Genomic DNA, 17,676 nt, shown 5'->3' on the forward strand with positions numbered 1-17,676 from the left:
CTCCGGCTCCACTGTGCTCAACGGTCCGGGCCAGCCTAGTGGAGCCGAAAAGCAGAACTGCCGCACCATCCGGGGATGATGCGGCAGTCCTGAACGCAGTCGATCAGATCGGGAGCTTGCGGAAGATCGGGCGCGGCACGTGGCGCAGGGCCGACATCAGGAAGCGGGCCTCGCCCGGCGCCCAGACGATCTCGGTGCCCTTCTCCGACGCGGTGACGGCGAGCTTGGCGACGTCTTCCGGGTCGACGGTGAGCGGAGCTTCCTTGGCGCCGGTGGCTTCCCAGTGGGCCTTGGTCGCCGAGGTGCGCACCTGCATCGGCCGGATCACGGTGACGCGCGGCCCGAAGGGACGCAGCGCCTCGCCGAGGCCGAGGTAGAAACCGTCGAGGCCGGCCTTGGTGGAGCCGTAGACGAAGTTGGAGCGGCGAACGCGCTCACCGGCCACCGAGGACATCACGATGATCCGGCCGTGGCCCTGGGCCTTGAACTTGTCGCCCACCAGCACGCCCACCGACACACCGGCGGTGTAGTTGATGCCGACGGTCATGACCGCCTTGCGCTGGTTCTGCCACAGCTCCTCGGCATCGCCGAGCACACCGAACGCCACGATCGCGACATCGACGTCGCCCGCGGCGAACGCGGAGTCGACGACCTTGGGGTGCGACTCGGTGTCGAGCGCGTCGAAGTCGACGACGTCGACCTGGGTCGCGCCCGCGGCCTTCACCTGGGTGACGGCGTTCTCGAGCAGCGGATCGCCGGGCAGGTTCGCCAGGATGACCCGGGCCGGGCTCTTGGCCAGGTACTCGGCCACGATCGCGAGACCGATCTCGGAGGTGCCGCCGAAGAGCAGGATGGTCTGCGGGTTGCCAACTGCGTTGATCACTGGAGCTCCAGCCTCCTGGCCATATCGGACATGAACACGCCATTCGGGTCGACGCTGCGGCGGACCTTGATCCACTCGTCGATCCGCGGGTACATCTTGTGGAAGGTCTCGGCCGACGTGCGCGAATCCTTCGCGGTGTAGAGCCGCCCGCCGAACTCGAGCACGCGCCGGTCGAGCTCGGTGACGAACTCGTTGAGCCCGCGCGAGATCGGGAAGTCGACGCAGATGTTCCAGCCGGCCATCGGGAAGCTCAGCGGCGCCTGGTTGCCCTCGCCGAACAGCTTGAACACGTTGAGGAACGAGTAGAAACCCGAGCTCTGGATGTCGATGATGATGCGCTTGAACTCTTCGACCGACTCCGGCGGAACCACGAACTGGTACTGCAGGAAGCCGTTGGAGCCGTAGCCGCGGTTCCATTCACCCATCATGTCGAGCGGGTGGTAGAAGGCGGTCAGGCTCTGCGCCTTGCCCCGGTAGGTGCCCGACTTGCGGTACCAGATCTCACCGATCGGCCCGAAGGTGTACTTGTTGGCCAGCCCGTTGGGGAACACATCGGGCAGCGTGAAGAAGGTCTTGCCGTTGAAGCGCAGCGGGTCTTTCTGCAGCTTCTTCGGCAGCTGGTCGACCTTGGCCAGGTTGCCGCGTGAGATGGCCGCGCGTCCCAGGTTGGGCAGCGGGCTGATGGCGTCGAACCAGGCCGAGCTGTATTCGTACTTGTCCTCGGAGCCGTCGCTGTGGAAGGCGATGGTCTCGTCGAGGGTGCTGGTCACGTCGCCGTCGGCGATGAAGTACGCCGTCTCGGTGGGGGTCATCTCGACGGTGGCCCGCAGGATGATGCCGGTCAGGCCACAGCCGCCGATGGTCGCCCAGAACAGCTCCGGATCGGACGCGGCGGTGATCGTGCGGACGACACCGTCGGCGGTGAGCAGATCCATCGAACGCACGTGGTTGCCGAAGCTACCGGCGCTGTGGTGGTTCTTGCCGTGGATATCGGAGCCGATGGCGCCGCCGACAGTGACCTGGCGGGTACCGGGTAGGACCGGAACCCATAGGCCGAACGGCAGCGCTGCCTTCATCAGCTGGTCGAGGTCGACGCCGCCGTCCACGTCGACGAGGCGGGTGGCCGCGTCGATGCTGTGGATCTTGTTCAGCGCGGGCATGTCGATCACGAGGCCGCCCGCGTTTTGCGAGTTGTCGCCGTAGGAGCGGCCGAGGCCACGCGCGATCACGCCGCGTCGCAGATGCGCCGGCTTCGAGTCGTTGTCCTGCGCCACCATGCTCACGGCCTTGGCGATCAGTTCCGGATCGCTGGTCGAGAGCACTTCGGCGGAGGTGGGTGCGGTGCGACCCCAACCGGTGAGCTTGCGGGTGCGCGTAGGGAGCGCGAACGCCTCATCGTTGGTGGTCGAAATGTTCTCAGACATCGGCTAAGAGGCTACATGCATGGCGCGAGGAGCGACCGGTCTCGTAGTCTTCCTCACGTGCAAGCCCAACCGCATCTGCCGCTGCCCGCCGAAATTCCCCTGGTCGACGAGCCCGGCGGGACCGAAGTCGACCTCAAGACGCAGATCGTGCGGTTCACGCTGACGGGTGGTTTGTCGGCGATCGTCGACTACGGCATCTACAGCCTGCTGCTGAATCTGCTCGGGTGGCCGGTGAGCCTGGCGAAGGCGATCAGTTTCGTCGCAGGCACCACCACGGCGTACCTGATCAACCGGCGCTGGACGTTCAAGGCAGAGCCGAGCAGGGCCAGGTTCTTCGCGGTGGTGGCGCTCTACGCGGTGACGTTCGCGGTGCAGGTGGGGATCAACGCGGCGCTGTACTTCGCGCTGCCCGACGAGTGGTGGCGCCAGCCCCTCGCGTTCGTGATCGCGCAGGGCACCGCAACCGTCATCAACTTCGTCGTGCAGCGTGTGGTGATCTTCAAGATCGAGTAGCTAGCTGGCCTCGGCGATGGCCGGTGCCTGCTTGCCCGCCTTGACGCCGAAGTAGTCGCCGCCTTTGGCGCGCACGTTGTCGGTGCCCCATTCGCGCTGGTCCCGCGAGACCGGCACCATCTGCGGGATGTGCTTGCGGCAGTGGATGTAGGCCTCTTCGACATCGACCACCACCCACACCTGCGAGGTCTTTCCTCGCTCGGCGGGCGGCAGATCGGTGACGTCCTCGCGCAGCTCGCTGTCGGCGACCATGCGGGCTTTTCCGTTGATGTGCAGGCCGATGAGGTCGCGAACGAAGTCGATCATCAGGATTCCCACGTGCGGGTTCTCGAGGATATTGCCCAGGCTGGCCATCACCCCGTTACCTCGATATTCGGGGTACGCAATCGTGCGATCGTCGATCACGTGCAGGAATCCGGGGGTCCCCGCCCGGAAGCTGGAGTCACATTCGCCGTGTGAATCGGAGGTGGCGATGAAGGCCATGTCCATGCGGGCGACGAAATCGACCATCGTGGGATTCAGATAGTCGATCACCTGGTCGTCGTAGAAGCGCTCGGCTCTGTCCGAGGTGCCCAACGTGTCCTGTAGCTCGTGTTCTCCGTCGCTACCGACGAATTTTTCGGGCATCGGGCCCCCTCTGCTAGCCGTACCGGTTGATGCGGGCTTCTAGACGAAACCCCCGCTGTGACCGCAATCTCACCCAGTCTAGGGGACTCTCACTGCCGGTGGGGCGTGTCCATTGTTGCGAAGGATATGAAAGCCGAGTTTGCGCAACGGTTTCCGGACTCGGACTGATCAGGCCGGACCTACCGTCACCGGTACCCCGTTGAACACGGCGGTTCCGGACACCACGTCGACCACCGAATCATCGGTCAGCACATTGGCGTTCACGCCCGCGTGCGCCAGCGCGACCGACTGGGTGCTGCTCGCGCCGTGGCCCCAGCCGTGCGGCAGGCTCACCACGCCGCGCATGATCGTCGGCGTGAGCTCGACCTGCACCGTCAACGAGCCCGCCGCCGAAGTGATCTCGGCCTGTTCGCCGAGGCCGAGGCGGGTCGCGTCGTCGGGGTGGACCTGGAGAGTGCAGCGGTTGGAGCCACCGACCAGACCCGCGATGTTGTGCATCCAGCTGTTGTTGGAGCGCAGCTGACGTCGTCCGATCAGCACCATCGCGGGCGCGGTGCTCGCCAGTCCGGCGCGCAGTCGCTCCACGTCCGCGAGCAGTTGCGGCGGTGCCAGCTCGACCAGCTTCGACGCGGTGCGCAGGACACCGGGCAGTCGTGGGCGCAGTGGGCCGAGGTCGATGCCGTGCGGGTTGTCCAGGAGGGTTTTCAGGCTCAGGTCGCCGCCGTTCCACGCGCCGTACGGGCCGAGCTTGAGCATCAGATCGAGGCGCTGTTCGGTGGTGTCCGTGCCGGTCAGCTCGTCGCGGCGTTCGCTCATGCCGGCCTTGTGCAGGGTGCCGGCGATCACGAGCTCGTCGACCATCGCGATCGGACTGGCCGCGCCCGTCCCGGCATGCGGCTGACCACTCACCGCGGCGGCGAGCCGGGCCACCACGGCCGATTCCGAGGGCCGCTCGCCCAGCGCGACCAACGGCGGCGAGTAGCGGGCGTAGTTGCGCACCGCGAACTGCAGCAGCGCGAAATCGAAGTGCGGTGACTGCACCGAACGCGGTGGCGGCAGGATCACGTTCGCGTGTCTCGTCGTCTCGTTGACGTAGCGATCCACACTGACCATGAACTCGAGCCCGGCCAGGCCACGGTCGAGTCGCGCACCGCTCGGCGCGGACAGCACGGGGTTGCCCGCCACCGTCACCAGCGCCTTGATCTGCCCCTCACCCGGTGTTTCGATCTCGTCGGCGAGGGTGGCGACGGGCAGTTCGCCCATGGCCTCCGGCAGCTCGCGGACCCGGCTGGTCCAGCGGCCGAGGCGGAACGGCTTGCTGCGCTGCACCCCGCCCGCCGCGGCATCGGCGAACATGGCGCCGCCGGGGGAGTCCAGGTTGCCGGTGAGGGTGTTGACGGCGTCGACCAGCCACTGGGTGAGCGTGCCGAACTCGGCGGTGCACGTGCCGATCCGCGCGTAGACGGCCGACGTGGGCGCGGCCGCGAGTTCGCGGGCCAGCGCGCGGATGGTACCGGCGGGGATGCCGGTGCGCTCGGCCACCGCTTCCGGTGGGAAATCGAGGGCGGCCGTGCGTAGTTCGTCGAGTCCGGCCACGTCGACGCGCACGTCGGTCAGGCCCTCGTCGAACAGTGTGTGCACGACCCCGAACAGCAGATACGCGTCCGAACCCGGCCGGATGAACAGGTGCTGGTCGGCGAGTGCCGCGGTTCTGGTCTCGCGCGGATCGACCACCACCAGCTTGCCTCCGCGCGCCCGCAACGCCTTCAACCGCCCGGGGAAGTCGGGCGCGGTGCACAGCGACCCATTGGATTCGAGCGGATTGGCGCCCAGCATCAGCAGGAAGTCGGTGCGATCGAGGTCGGGGACCGGCACCGTCAGCGGGTCGCCGAACATGAGTCCGGCCGCGACCTGCTTGGGCATCTGATCGGCCGAGCTCGCGGTGTAGATGTGACGGGTGCTCAGCGCCCGGATCAGGACGGGCAGATAGAGCGCGCCCGCGACGGTGTGCGCGTTGGGGTTGCCCAGGTACACCGCGGACGCGCCACGGGGGATCTCGGCGAACGCGGCCGCGATGAGGTCGAACGCCTCGTCCCAGCTTGCCGCGCGGAACCCGTCACCGTCGCGGATCAGCGGGGTGGTGACGAGGTCGGGATCGCCGTCGAGCTTGCCGAAGCTGGCGCCTTTCGGGCACAGGAAGCCCTTGCTGAACGGGTCGTCGCGGTCGCCGCGTACCGACAGCACCTGGTCGGCGTCGTCGAGGGTGACCGTGAGACCGCAGACGGCCTCACACAGCGGACAGGTACGCAGGAGCGAACGTGGAGCCATACCCCATGCTTACGCCCACTGGGGCGGGCGATGGCCGGAAACGCCGAAAACCCGCGAGCTGCGACGTCGGGGAGGCGTCGCGGATCGCGGGTTCGGGCTGGTTCAGGTCAGCTGGCCAGGGTCAGCGCCGCGCGCTTGCCGACCTGCTTGCCGGTCTGCCTGCGGGCCATTGCCGAGCGAACGGCCGCACCGAGGGCGACGACCGGCGGGATCCAGCGAGCCTCGGTGGGGGCGACGCCCCAGGAGGCGCTGCCCGCGGCGAGCTGGGTGGGCGGCAGCGGGATGCTGGCGCCGTCGGTGTGCACGATGACGCCTGCCTCACGCATGGCCTCGATCGCCATGGCGGCCTTGCGGACACCGGTGACCAGGTGGATCTCGCGACGCTCCTGGCCCGGGATCTCGATCACGGGGCCGGACAGGTTGTTGGCGCGCAGGAAGCGGCGAACGTCGCCCGCGATCTCACCGGTGATCTCGATGGCCGAGACCTCGTCGTCGGTGATCAAGCACAGACCGTTGGTGGTTTCAGCGACCGTCCATCCACGCGCGGTGTACTCCTGCGCGGCGGCACCTTTGTCGGCGGCCGTAGTGGTGGTCGGAAACGTCGTGCGCACTGTGTTCTCCATTCCCCGAAGAGCTCTGTTCCTGCGTTCATGGGCGTATCGGCGGGAGGTGGCCGACTCGTTACGCCGTTACCGAAAAATATTCGAGAGTGTCTGCTTCGTCTCAGTCCGGTAACCTTCGCTATCGCAGGTAAGGCGCCGACAGGTTGGCGTCGGGGTTGAAAGCGGGCAGGATTCGAAGCATGACCGAAGCGCCTGGCACCCCCGAGTCGAACGACGAGGATGTCGAGGAATTCGACGCCGAATCCCGTTGGCTCTCTTGGAAAGAGGCCGGTGGCAAGCGGCCCGATCGTGCCGGTGAAGTCTCCTACGAAGCCGATCTGGCGCGCGACGCGGGGTTCGAAGAGCCGTTCCGCAGTACCGGTTCGGCCAAACAGTGGGCCGCCGAGGCTGCCCGTTCGCTGCTGGATGTGCAGTTCCGCAGGCCCGCGACCAGGACTTTGCTACCGCTGGCGTACGTGCTCGGTGTCGCGTCCTTCGGCATCGGCCTGCCGATCGCCTTCACCGTGCTGATGTGGAAAGCCTCCGCGGTGCTGGGGGTGCTCGCCGCGCTGGTGTCGATCCCGTTGGGGCTCACCATCGCGGCCTCGGTCCGCCTGATGCTCGAGTTCGCCGACAACGCCGCCCGGTTGGCCGGCCGCGTCGAACACATCAGTGATCTGGCCGACGGCCTGTTCCAGGCGCTGTCCGATGTCGCCGAGCCGGTGAGTCAGCTCTCCGAAGACGTTCGTGCGGTGCAGTTCTGGCGGTTCCGCAAGAAAAAATAGGTCTTGCGCGGTGTCCGATTCATTGTGAAACAATCCGTACGCAGATCCGGATATGTCGGCTGCGTAGGTCGGTCTCCGTAAGTTCTGTCCGGAGACCGGAGTTCGGATACAGGGGGGAAGTATGGCTTCACCACAGGGCGTCACCGGTTCCACGATGCCGCGCAGGCAGTTGGGCAGGCACTTACGTGACCTGCGCAATCGTGCGCGGATGACAACCAGAACCGCGGCGGCGCAACTGGAGTGGTCGGAAGCGAAGATCTGGCGGATCGAAACGGGGCAGACGTCGTTGCGCAGCCTCGACGTCGAGGCCATGTGCAAGGTGTACGGCGCGCCGGCCGATCTGGTCGAACCGCTGGCCGCGTTGGCTCGCGAAACCAAAGCACGGGGTTGGTGGACGAGCTACGGCGACGTGATCGCGGAGGGATTCGAGGTCTACATCGGCCTCGAGGAAGCCGCGTCGGGGCTCGCGCTCTACGAGGACGGCCTCGTCCCCGTCCTGTTGCAGACCGAGGACTACACGAAAGCGCTGCTGGAGCAGACGATCCCCGGGCTGACCGAGGCGGAGCTCGAGCGCAGGCTGCGGGTGTCGGCGGCCAGGCAAGCTCTGGTGACCAGGGCGGATGCTCCGTTGCGACTGGACGTGGTGCTGGCCGAGTCGGTGCTCACCCGTGTGATCGGTGACGACCGCGTCCGCGCGGGCCAGCTCGCGCGATTGCGGGAGCTGGCCGACCGCGAAACGGTGCGGATCCAGGTGGTTCCCGGCGATTCCGGCTACCACGCGGGTCTCGAATCGGGCCGGTTCGTGATCCTGGATTTCGGGGTCGACGATTCGGTGGATCGACCGGAGCCGCCGGTGGTCTACGTGGAGACCTTCGCGGGCAGCACCTACCTGGACAAGCCTGCCGAATGTGATCGCTACCGGCGTGCTTTCACCGGTATCACCGAGGCGGCTACGGGCACGTTGTAGGGCTGTCCCAGGAACCGGCGAGCACCGAACGGTGGGTGGGCAGGGCTCGGTCGTAGACCGCCCTGCCCTTGTCGGTGAGCTGGACGAAGATGGCGCGACGGTCGAGATCGCACATGCTCCGTTCGACCAGGCCGTCGCGTTCCAGCCTGGCCACCGCGCGCGAGAGCGCACTCTGGCTCAGGTAGATGTCCTGGGCCAGTTCTGTCATGCGGTACTTCTGACACGCCGCGTCGACCAGTCGGTCCAGCGTTTCGAATTCGCTGAGGCCGATCTCGTGGTCCCTTTGGAGCGCCTTCTCCAGGGCGCAACTCACGGCGGCGTGCCTGCCGAGTAGTTCGCGCCACTGACCGACCAGCTCGGTGGGCGCTTCGGTGCGCCGAGCTGACGTTACGGCCGGGTTCATGGCCCCATCTTAGTGGTAGGCGCATGTTCATGCAACGGCATTTTATGTGTTGGCAATTAATGCACACGCATGTAATGTCCTCCGCATGACTTCGCCAGCAACGCTCTCGGCCGCAGATCAGGCGACCGATCCCACCAGGTGGCCCCTCCGCCTCTGGGGAATGCTGATCACTCTGTGCATCGTCCTTTTCCTCGACGGGCTCGACGTCTCGATGATCGGCGTCGCGCTGCCGTCCATCGGCGCCGAACTCGATCTGTCCACCTCCACCCTGCAGTGGCTCGTCAGCGGCTACATCCTCGGCTACGGCGGCCTGCTGCTGCTGGGCGGACGCACCGCCGACCTGCTCGGCCGCCGCAAGGTCTTCCTCATCGCCCTCGCGGTGTTCGCGGTCGCCTCGCTCGTCGGTGGCCTGGTGAGCGACCCCGCGCTGCTGATCGCCACCCGCTTCATCAAGGGCCTGGCCGCCGCGTTCACCGCGCCGACCGGTCTGTCGATCATCACCACCACGTTCGCCGAAGGAAAAGCGCGCAACAAGGCGCTGTCGATCTACACCGTCTTCGGCGCGGGCGGCTACTCCATGGGCCTGCTGTTCGGTGGCCTGATGACCGGCGTCGGCTGGCGCTGGACCTTCCTGCTGCCCGTCCCGATCGCGCTCGCCGCCCTGGCCGCCGCCTTCGTGCTGGTGCCCAAGGACGGTAAGGCCGAAGAAGGCGGACACGATCTACTCGGCGCGCTGCTGTCCACCGCGGGCATGTTGCTGCTGGTCTACACCGTGGTCACCGCGCCGGAAGTCGGTTGGGCCTCGGCTCGCACCATCGGTTCGTTCCTCGCCGTGATCGCCCTGTTCGCCGCGTTCGTCGTCACCGAACAGCGGGTGAAGCACCCGCTGGTCCGCCTCGGCATCCTGCGCAAGGCCTCGCTCGTGCGAGCCAGCCTGGCCATCATCGCGGTCGCCGGTTCCTACTTCTCCTGGCAGTTCATCGTGACCCTGTACATGCAGGACACCCTGGAGTGGTCGGCGCTGAAGCTGGCGATGGCCCTGCTGCCGGTCGGCATCCTGGTCGTCGGGTCGGCCTTCTTCTCCGAGAAGCTGATCGACCGTTTCGGCACCGGACCGGTCATCGCGGTCACCATGAGCGTCATGGCGATCGGCTACCTGCTGTTCCTGCGGATCGACACGGCACCCGGCTACTTCACCGTGCTGCTGCCCGCGATTCTGCTGATCGGCATCGGCTGGGTCGGTTTCCCCGCCATCAATGTGCAGGCCACCAGCGGTATCGACGACGACGAGCAGGGTCTCGCCGCAGGCGTACTGCAGACCTCGATGCAGGTCGGCGCGGCCGTCGTGCTCGCGGTGACCACCGCCATCGTCACCTCCGGAGGGCACGGAACGAGTGCCACTCCGCAGCAGATGCTCGACGCCTACCGGCCGGGCCTGGAGTTCGCGGCGGGCGTCACCATCGTCGGCGCGCTGCTCGCGCTCACGGTCTTCCTGCCCCGGTTCCGCAAGCCGGCGGAGGTCGCACCGGTCGAGGCGAAGGTTCTCGAACCGGTGGCCTGATCGGAAAACGTCGAACGGCACCACCTCGCGCAGGTGGTGCCGTTCGACGTTTCACGTGAATCAGGCGGAAAACTTCGGCGCTGCTTCGTCTTTCGCCGAGCGAACATAGGTCAGCGGGCGGCCGTCGCGGCCCTCGGTCGGCCATTCGATGCCGAGGCGCGGATCGAAAGCGTCCAGGTCCCTGTCGAACTCGGGGGAGTACTCGAGCGAACAGAGGTAGGTCACCGTCGACCGGTTCTCCAGCGAGAGGATGGCGTGGCCGAGACCCTCGGACAGGAACACCGAGCGCCGCGAGACGTCATCGAGCAGCACGCTGTCCCAGCGGCCGTAGGTCGGTGAGCCCGGCCGCAGGTCGACCACCACATCCAGGAACGCACCGCGCACACAGGTCACATACTTGGCCTGACCGGGCGGATCGTCGGTGTAGTGGATGCCGCGCAGCACCCCGGCGGCCGAGACCGAGGTGTTCACCTGGTGCAGCTCGAACGGGCGCCCGGTGGCCTTCTCGAACTCCGAGGCCTTGAACGACTCGCAGAACATGCCGCGGTCGTCGCCGAGCAGACGCGGGGTCACCACCCAGGCGCCGGGGATCGCCAGTTCACGAAATTCCATGCGCTACCAGTCTTTTCCGCGGTCGATCAGATCCAGCAGGTAGCGGCCGTAGCCCGAGCGCACCATCGGTTCGGCGAGCTTGCACAGCTGCTCGTCGGAGATGAGGCCGCGGCGCCAGGCCACTTCCTCGGGCACGCCGATCTTGAGGCCCTGCCGCTCCTCGATCGTGCGCACGTAATTGGCCGCGTCGAGCAGGGAATCGAAGGTGCCGGTGTCGAGCCAGGCGGTGCCGCGGGCGAGCACGTCGACACTGAGCCGGTTCTGCTCGAGGTAGGCGCGGTTGATATCGGTGATCTCGTACTCGCCGCGCGCCGACGGCTTCAGCTCGCGGGCGATCTCGACCACGTCGTTGTCGTAGAAGTAGAGGCCGGGGATGGCGTAGTTCGAGCGCGGGACCTTCGGCTTCTCCTCGATGGAGACCGCGCGGCCCTGGTCGAACTCCACCACGCCGTAGGCGGTCGGGTCCTTCACCCAGTAGGCGAACACCGCGCCGCCGTCGATGTCGTGGAAGCGTTCCAGGCTGGCGCCGAGGCCGGGCCCGTGGAAGATGTTGTCGCCGAGGACCAGCGCCGCCGGTTCGTTGCCGATGTGATCGGCCCCGAGGACGAAGGCGCTCGCGAGACCGTCGGGTTCGGGCTGCACCACGTAGCTGATCGCGACGCCGAACTGGCTGCCGTCGCCCAGCAGCCGGGAAAACGCGTCGGCGTCCTCCGGCGTGGTGATCACCAGAATGTCGTCGATCCCTGCCAGCATGAGGGTGGACAACGGGTAGTAGACCATGGGTTTGTCGTAGACCGGGACAAGCTGCTTGCTCACCCCGCGCGTGATCGGGTGCAACCGTGAACCGGTGCCGCCCGCCAAGATGATTCCGCGCATAGGTGGCAAGTCTGCCAGTCCCGTCCGCCCCGGAGACGGGGAGGTTCCGACACGTCGACGAATTGGTCACGAACGTTTCGTGACCGGGTGTGTCGGGCGATAACTGAGACAGACAAGACGTTCATCTGATTATGTGAGCGTCGATGTGTGAAACATCACTGTGTTAGATGTCAGCGCCGACATCCGATCCGGGGGGTTTACGCCTGGTCAGGGGTCGACGCGCCAGCTGTAGAGGTAGGTGCGCGATGGTAGCCACAAAGATCACCGGCGTGATGGGTGGGCTCGCGCCCGTGGCCCCGATCAGTACCGCCGAGAGGCCGGAGTCGGGCATCATCGTCAACTCCGGCCGGACCAGTACCTCCTCGCGAGTCCTGATGGGCGCCTGCCTCGGCCTGATCGGACCGCTGCTGCGCACGGTGCCCATCAACCGGGCCACCATTCCGGTCGGCGCCGTCGCGGTCGACCTGCTGTCGCGGCTGCGGCCCGAACCGCACGGCATCGAGCGCGAGCAGATCCAGCTCCAGGGCTTCAAGATGGAAATGGTGCGGCCCGCGGGCGGATCTCGCGCGTTGCGCCACGGTGCGTTGCTGTACATGCACGGCGGCGGCTTCGCGGTCTGCGGATTGCAGACACACCGCGCGGTCGTGGCCGGACTGGCCAGACGCACCGGACTGCCCGTCCTCAACGTCGAATACCGGCAACTGCCCGGTTCGATCGACGCCTCGATCGACGACTGTGTGCTCGCCTACCGCTGGCTGCTGCGGCACGGCGCCGATCCGGCGCGCATCGTGTTCGCCGGTGACTCGGCGGGTGGGTTCCTGACCTTCGCGACGGCGATCCGCTCGCGCGAGATCGGTCTGCCGCTGCCTGCTGCCCTCGTCGGCCTCAGCCCGCTGCTCGATCTGGACTACCGGGCCAAAGAGGGCTACGTCAATGTCAACCGGGATGCCTACATTCCGCTGAAGGGCCTCGAGGCGGTCGTCCACCTGGGCGCCGAGCACGCCGGTCCGCTCGATCCCGCGCTGTCGCCGGTCAACGCCGAGCTGGCCGGGATGCCGCCGGTGCTGCTCATCGCCGCCGAGGACGAGCTCCTGCGCTACGACTGTGAACTGATGGCCCACCGGCTCACCGCCGCGGGCGTGCCCAACACCCTGGAGCTGTGGCGCGGGCAGGTGCACGCGTTCATGAGCATCCTGCCGAGCATGCCGGAGAGCCGTTCGGCGCTGGGCCGGGTGGCGAAGTTCGTCCGCACCGCGGTGGAACCGGCCCAGCGGGCACGTACGGCCTGAGAACGGCTCGGGCGGTCCTGACCACGGTCGGCCGACCGAGCCACCTCCGACACGAAGAAGCGGCCCCCGCCCGGATTTCTCCGGGCGGGGGCCGCTTTCCTTCTGTCCTGCGGCGAAATTACTTGGCCGGAGCGACGAAGGGCTGGTTGATCGTGGTGAAGTACTGGATCGCAGCACCGATCGCGACCGGAGCGGTCACGAAGATCTGGCCCAGGATGACGCCGAGGGCGCCGATGGTGGTGGCGCCGACGACGCAACCCGCGATCGGGCCCGCGCCGAACAGGGCGAGCAGCACACCGGTGGCGACCAGGCCGGCCGCGGCACCCGCGATGCAGCCGATGGTCGCGCCGCCGAGGCCGCCGGCCAGGGTGCCGATGGTGGCGCCCATGGAGATGGTGGAGGTCAGACGGCTCCAGGCGGCCTGCTCACGCTCGTACTCGGTCTTCCAAGGAGCCTTGTCCTCGTAGGGCAGGGCCACCGGCTTGTAGACGGCCTGGGCCGGGTCGAGCTGGGGGGTCAGGACGGCCTTGTTGCCCGAGATCTCGGCGGCGATCGGCAGCTCGAAGTCATCGAGGCGGAACGACAGCGGGGTGCCGGCGACGGTGGTGCCGTTGGCAGCCTTGATCTTGAAGGCGCCGTCTTCGACGACCAGCGAGCCGGCATCGGTGGTGATGACGGACTTGGAACCGTCGACGACCTCGGCGGAGTAGTTGATCGGGGCGGCTTCTTCGGCCGGCGCGGCGTTCACGGTGCCGGCGGTGACGCCCATGGCGGCGATCAGCAGCGCCGACGTGGCGGCGAATTTCCTCATCAGCATTTTTGTTGAACCTCAAGTTTGGAGCGTGCGGAGGGGACTCGTAGATCAAAAGCTCCCGCAGCTAACCAGAGGTGAACCTGCTGTGACTGTTAGTTCAAGTTTTGTTCACCATTGATACTCCGATGCCTGTGCGCTGATAGAAACCTGAGCGTTGACCGGGCTTTTTCTCAGGAAAACCGACTTTGAGTCTTAACCTACCTACAGGTAATGTGACGGAGATCACTGTGTAAATATATGCCGGGTCACAGGTCAGAGACGTTCCAGCAACACATAACGGTGACACCTTTCGTCACGAGCGTCCACGGAATGCACGTATCGTTGACCGAGTGCGAGTGCTCGTAACCGGCGGGGCCGGGTTCATCGGTGCGAATTTCGTCCAGCAGACCGTGGCCACGCGCCCGGATGTCCAAGTGACCGTGCTCGACGCGCTCACTTACGCGGGCAACCGGGCATCGCTGGATCCGGTCGCGGATCGGATCGAATTCGTGCACGGCGATATCGCCGATCTCGATCTTGTCGACAATCTGGTCAGCGGGGTGGACGCGGTCGTGCATTTCGCGGCCGAATCCCACAACGACAACTCCCTGGCCGAGCCGTGGCCGTTCGTGCAGACCAATATCGTCGGCACCTACTCGCTGTTGCAGGCGGTACGCCGCCACGAGGTGCGCTACCACCACGTCTCCACCGACGAGGTGTACGGCGATCTCACCCCCGACGAGCCGGGCTTCACCGAATCCACCGCCTACAACCCGTCGAGCCCGTATTCGGCGACCAAAGCGGGCAGCGACATGCTGGTACGCGCCTGGACCAGGTCTTTCGGTGTCCGCGCGACCCTGTCGAACTGCTCCAACAATTACGGCCCGTACCAGCACGTGGAGAAATTCATCCCACGCCAGATCACCAACCTGATCGACGGTGTGCGCCCACGGCTGTACGGCGCGGGTCATCAGGTGCGCGACTGGATCCACGTCGACGACCACAATCGCGCGGTCTGGGACATTCTCGAGCGTGGCCGGACCGGCAAGACCTATCTGATCGGCGCCCAGGGTGAACTCGACAACCTCACGGTCGTCCAGCTCATTCTGCAGGCGTTCGATCGAGAGCCCACCGACTTCGATCACGTGACGGACCGCCCCGGCCACGACCAGCGCTACGCCATCGACGCGAGTCTGCTGCGCGAGGAGCTGGGCTGGTCACCGCGCTACGCGGACTTCCGCGCCGGCCTGGCCGACACCGTCGCCTGGTACCGCGACAACGAGAACTGGTGGCGACCGAAAAAGGCCGATACCGAACGCGCCTACGCGGCAGCGGGCGAGAAAACTCTGTAATCCCCACCGTCGTCTGGGGAATTATCCCCAGACGACGGTGTAATACGTTGCGGCGGTAGCGACAAGCGCGAAAGTCGACGCGCAGGCGATGGTGATCGCGGTCCCGCGGGCCGGAATCACACCATCGGAATTCGTGAGTCGCAGCCCCACCACGCGAGCCAGCACCGCCAGTCCCATGATTGCCAGCGGCACGAAATACCGGCCCTGCACACCGTCGATGATATAGAAATCGACCGGCGTGAACGACATGTACAGCGTCACGTAGATCATCGCCACACTCGCGAGCACCGTGAGCGCCACGATCAGCGTGCGACGGAAAGTGGCTGTGGTGGCACTCATCCGGTCGACGATGCCGAAACTCACCGCGAAGGCGAGCAGGCACGCCAGCATCGAAATCGCGGGCACGTCCACATACGCGAAACCGAGTTCGCCGAAGAACTGGTTGAACCAGCGATGGTCGCGCAGCGCGATGCTCTCGCCGAAGGTGTGCACGAATTGCACCGGGTCGCTGAGGATTCCCTTCAGCTGATCACCCGGTCGCACCTGGCCCCACTGATGGGGCGGGCGCATCAGGCCCATGCCGTCGCCGGTGGGCGCCGCGATCTTCGTCCAGGCGAGGAAAAGCACCCCGCCCGTCACCGCGAATGCCCACGGGACGAATTTCAGTTTTCCGGTGAAACCGAGCCGGTCGGCGGGCACCACCACAACGAGCATCGCCAGCAGCACATAGGTCGGTTTGCTCAGCGGCAGCGCGATCGTCGCGGCGAGCAGCGCGGCGGTTTCCGCCCGGTGCAGTCGATCGCCGACGAACAGCGCTTTCAGCAACAGCGCCGACACCATGATGGCGAGCGCGTTGGTGAGCGTGTCCGCGGTGACGGTGCCCGCCTGGAAAAGCGCGATCGGCAGCACCGCCACGGTGAATACCAGCCACTGGCTACGCCGCTCGCGCAGCGCGTAGAGCCCGAATCCGACAACCGCGAGATAGGCGACCAGGCCGGCGAAACGGGTGAGCAAATACATGCCACCCACGTTGAGGCCGAGCGCCTCGCCCAGCCGAATGCCAACGGCGGCAGGCACATACGGCACCGGCGAGTAGGCGGCGGTGTTGGTGAACCACATCTGCCGGGTCGTCGAGGAGACCTCGGCCGCGGCGAGCCGGTCGTAGGCGCCGGGGTCGGCCACCATCGCGTCGGGCTCTTCGGGGTTGTCGTTGTAGTCCGTGAAGGCGTAGCCCATCAGCGCGTCGACGCTCACCGGGATCTGCCCGCCGTAGGCCACACCGCGATCGTCGACGATGCGCTGGGGGAACACGCCGCCGTGGGCGACCTGGTAGGCGCGGCCGAACTGGGTGATCTCGTCGTGGCCCCAGAACGCGGGCGTGAGCACGGCGAACACGGCGCCGAAGACGGTCGCGATCATCGCGAACGCGACGGTCGCGGCGCCGAACCGCTGGGTTACAGTCCGGATGGGCGCCAGCGCCCGATCCTTGCGTGCGGGGGTCTTGCTGGGTTCTACAGTCGTCTCGGGCTCGATGGACGTGGTCACCGACGGTCTCCGGCCGCGACGTCCTCGTTCACCCCGGCGGCCGAATAACGCAGGTAGACCAACCGCGCCGTCTCGTGGCGGGAGCGGCGGATGCCGTCCAGGATCAGGCCCGCGGTCCACGCGAGGCTGCCGAGCAGCAACAGCGTGAACGCGAGGAACAGCGTCGGGAACCGCGCCACCTGGTGAGTGTTGTAGAAGTCGATCACGATCGGCACGGTCAGAATCACCGAGACCAGCCAGGCGATGGTGCCGAACAGGCCGTAGAACGCGACAGGGCGTTCGTGGCGGGCCAGGCCCAGGATCAGCGCGAGGATCTTGGTGCCGTCGCGGTAGGTGCGCAGCTTGGATTCGCTGCCCGCGGGGCGGTCGCGGAAACCGACCGGCACCGAGGTCTGCGGCACGCGCAGGTGCAGCGAATGCACGGTCAGCTCGGTCTCGATCTCGAACTCGCGCGACACGGCCGGGAAGCTCTTCACGAACCGGCGCGAGAACACCCGGAAACCGCTCAGCATGTCTTCGACGTTCTCGCCGAACACCTTGCCCACCACGCCGTTGAGCACCTTGTTGCCGGTCTCGTGACCGCTGCGGTAGGCGCTGGCGTCGGCGTCGTCCTGCTTGCGCACACCGAGGATGTGGTCGTAGGGGCCCTCGAGCAGCGTCTTGATCATCAGCGGAGCGGCCGACGCCTCGTAGGTGTCGTCGCCGTCGATCATCAGATAGACGTCGGCGTCGATATCGGCGAAGGCGCGGCGCACCACATTGCCCTTGCCCTTGGTGTTCTCGAAGCGCACGATCGCCCCGGCCTCGCGGGCGCATTCGGCGGTGCGGTCGGTGCTCAGGTTGTCGTAGACGTAGACGACGATCCCCGGCACAGCGGCTTTGAGGTCGGTGACGACCTTGGCGACCGCGGCCTCTTCATTGTGGCAGGGGACCACGGCGGCAATGCGAAGCTCGGTGGAGTCCACCCGGGTCAATCCTCGGAGTTAGGCAGCAGTGGGACACCGGGAGGCTACAGGATTATCGGCGGGCTGGCGCCCGCGTGTCCGCGGCCCTGAGGGGCCGCCGGTTGGACGCCGTTGCTTGCTCCTTCGTCGCCTACGCAACGGCGTCCAACTG

17 protein-coding genes are annotated in these 17,676 nt (G+C 66.6%); 6 read left to right on the forward strand and 11 right to left on the reverse strand.

Annotated elements, in window-relative coordinates:
* Positions 1-103 precede the first annotated feature (103 nt).
* Both ACWFRF_RS11825 and ACWFRF_RS11830 read right to left on the reverse strand, forming a co-directional pair.
* A complete protein-coding gene (locus tag ACWFRF_RS11825) occupies positions 104-883 on the reverse strand; it encodes a decaprenylphospho-beta-D-erythro-pentofuranosid-2-ulose 2-reductase (RefSeq protein WP_378989511.1) in 780 nt (259 codons plus the stop codon).
* Entirely contained in the window at positions 880-2,295 is a 1,416-nt protein-coding gene (locus tag ACWFRF_RS11830; RefSeq protein ID WP_378989554.1) for an FAD-binding oxidoreductase, read from the reverse strand. The genes ACWFRF_RS11825 and ACWFRF_RS11830 overlap by 4 nt, the downstream gene beginning before the upstream one ends.
* A 27-nt stretch (positions 2,296-2,322) precedes the next feature.
* Between ACWFRF_RS11830 and ACWFRF_RS11835 the strand changes: the two genes are divergently transcribed.
* The gene (locus ACWFRF_RS11835; RefSeq protein WP_378989513.1) at positions 2,323-2,820 is read left to right on the forward strand and encodes a GtrA family protein; all 498 of its coding nucleotides are present in this window, start codon (positions 2,323-2,325) and stop codon (positions 2,818-2,820) included.
* On the opposite strand, the gene ACWFRF_RS11840 is transcribed toward ACWFRF_RS11835, so the two are convergent.
* The 3 genes from ACWFRF_RS11840 to ACWFRF_RS11850 all read right to left on the reverse strand — a co-directional run bounded on the left by ACWFRF_RS11840 (position 2,821) and on the right by ACWFRF_RS11850 (position 6,386).
* Positions 2,821-3,447, reverse strand: coding sequence for a pyridoxamine 5'-phosphate oxidase family protein (locus ACWFRF_RS11840; protein ID WP_378989514.1), 627 nt, complete (start codon positions 3,445-3,447; stop codon positions 2,821-2,823).
* A gap of 168 nt (positions 3,448-3,615) precedes the next feature.
* On the reverse strand, positions 3,616-5,775 hold the full coding sequence (locus tag ACWFRF_RS11845) for a molybdopterin oxidoreductase family protein (RefSeq protein ID WP_452449881.1): 2,160 nt from the start codon (positions 5,773-5,775) through the stop codon (positions 3,616-3,618).
* A 107-nt stretch (positions 5,776-5,882) separates the two neighbouring features.
* Positions 5,883-6,386, reverse strand: a complete 504-nt coding sequence (locus ACWFRF_RS11850) for a hypothetical protein (protein ID WP_378989518.1) — start codon at positions 6,384-6,386, stop codon at positions 5,883-5,885.
* 191 nt (positions 6,387-6,577) lie between these two features.
* Between ACWFRF_RS11850 and ACWFRF_RS11855 the strand changes: the two genes are divergently transcribed.
* Both ACWFRF_RS11855 and ACWFRF_RS11860 read left to right on the forward strand, forming a co-directional pair.
* Complete coding sequence (locus ACWFRF_RS11855) at positions 6,578-7,162, forward strand: DUF4282 domain-containing protein (protein ID WP_378638068.1); 585 nt, start codon at positions 6,578-6,580, stop codon at positions 7,160-7,162.
* Positions 7,163-7,283: 121 nt separating this feature from the next.
* Complete coding sequence (locus ACWFRF_RS11860; protein WP_452449884.1) at positions 7,284-8,129, forward strand: helix-turn-helix domain-containing protein; 846 nt, start codon at positions 7,284-7,286, stop codon at positions 8,127-8,129.
* Here ACWFRF_RS11860 and ACWFRF_RS11865 read toward each other — a convergent pair.
* Entirely contained in the window at positions 8,113-8,532 is a 420-nt protein-coding gene (locus ACWFRF_RS11865; protein WP_378638073.1) for a MarR family winged helix-turn-helix transcriptional regulator, read from the reverse strand. The genes ACWFRF_RS11860 and ACWFRF_RS11865 overlap by 17 nt on opposite strands.
* 85 nt (positions 8,533-8,617) lie before the next feature.
* Here ACWFRF_RS11865 and ACWFRF_RS11870 point away from each other — a divergent pair, with 85 nt between their 5' ends.
* Complete coding sequence (locus ACWFRF_RS11870; protein ID WP_452449886.1) at positions 8,618-10,093, forward strand: MFS transporter; 1,476 nt, start codon at positions 8,618-8,620, stop codon at positions 10,091-10,093.
* 60 nt (positions 10,094-10,153) lie between these two features.
* On the opposite strand, the gene ACWFRF_RS11875 is transcribed toward ACWFRF_RS11870, so the two are convergent.
* Positions 10,154-10,705 carry a dTDP-4-dehydrorhamnose 3,5-epimerase family protein gene (locus ACWFRF_RS11875; RefSeq protein ID WP_266295138.1) on the reverse strand — a complete coding sequence of 184 codons (552 nt, stop codon included), beginning with the start codon at positions 10,703-10,705 and terminating at the stop codon, positions 10,154-10,156.
* Between the two features lie 3 nt (positions 10,706-10,708).
* Positions 10,709-11,581, reverse strand: coding sequence for a glucose-1-phosphate thymidylyltransferase RfbA (gene rfbA / locus ACWFRF_RS11880; protein WP_378638078.1), 873 nt, complete (start codon positions 11,579-11,581; stop codon positions 10,709-10,711).
* A 245-nt stretch (positions 11,582-11,826) separates the two neighbouring features.
* On the opposite strand from rfbA, the gene ACWFRF_RS11885 reads away from it, so the two are divergent.
* Positions 11,827-12,870, forward strand: a complete 1,044-nt coding sequence (locus tag ACWFRF_RS11885) for an alpha/beta hydrolase (protein ID WP_452449889.1) — start codon at positions 11,827-11,829, stop codon at positions 12,868-12,870.
* Positions 12,871-12,988: 118 nt separating this feature from the next.
* On the opposite strand, the gene ACWFRF_RS11890 is transcribed toward ACWFRF_RS11885, so the two are convergent.
* Positions 12,989-13,687, reverse strand: coding sequence for a hypothetical protein (locus ACWFRF_RS11890; RefSeq protein WP_378989524.1), 699 nt, complete (start codon positions 13,685-13,687; stop codon positions 12,989-12,991).
* 326 nt (positions 13,688-14,013) lie between these two features.
* Here ACWFRF_RS11890 and rfbB point away from each other — a divergent pair, with 326 nt between their 5' ends.
* On the forward strand, positions 14,014-15,015 hold the full coding sequence (gene rfbB / locus ACWFRF_RS11895; RefSeq protein ID WP_378989525.1) for a dTDP-glucose 4,6-dehydratase: 1,002 nt from the start codon (positions 14,014-14,016) through the stop codon (positions 15,013-15,015).
* A 21-nt stretch (positions 15,016-15,036) separates the two neighbouring features.
* Here the strand turns inward: rfbB and ACWFRF_RS11900 are convergent, their stop codons facing one another.
* Both ACWFRF_RS11900 and ACWFRF_RS11905 read right to left on the reverse strand, forming a co-directional pair.
* On the reverse strand, positions 15,037-16,560 hold the full coding sequence (locus tag ACWFRF_RS11900) for a DUF2142 domain-containing protein (RefSeq protein ID WP_452449891.1): 1,524 nt from the start codon (positions 16,558-16,560) through the stop codon (positions 15,037-15,039).
* Entirely contained in the window at positions 16,557-17,525 is a 969-nt protein-coding gene (locus ACWFRF_RS11905) for a glycosyltransferase family 2 protein (RefSeq protein ID WP_378989527.1), read from the reverse strand. Before ACWFRF_RS11905 ends, ACWFRF_RS11900 begins: the two co-directional genes overlap by 4 nt.
* Positions 17,526-17,676 lie beyond the last annotated feature (151 nt).

Source organism: Nocardia sp. NPDC055165, assembly GCF_053606985.1.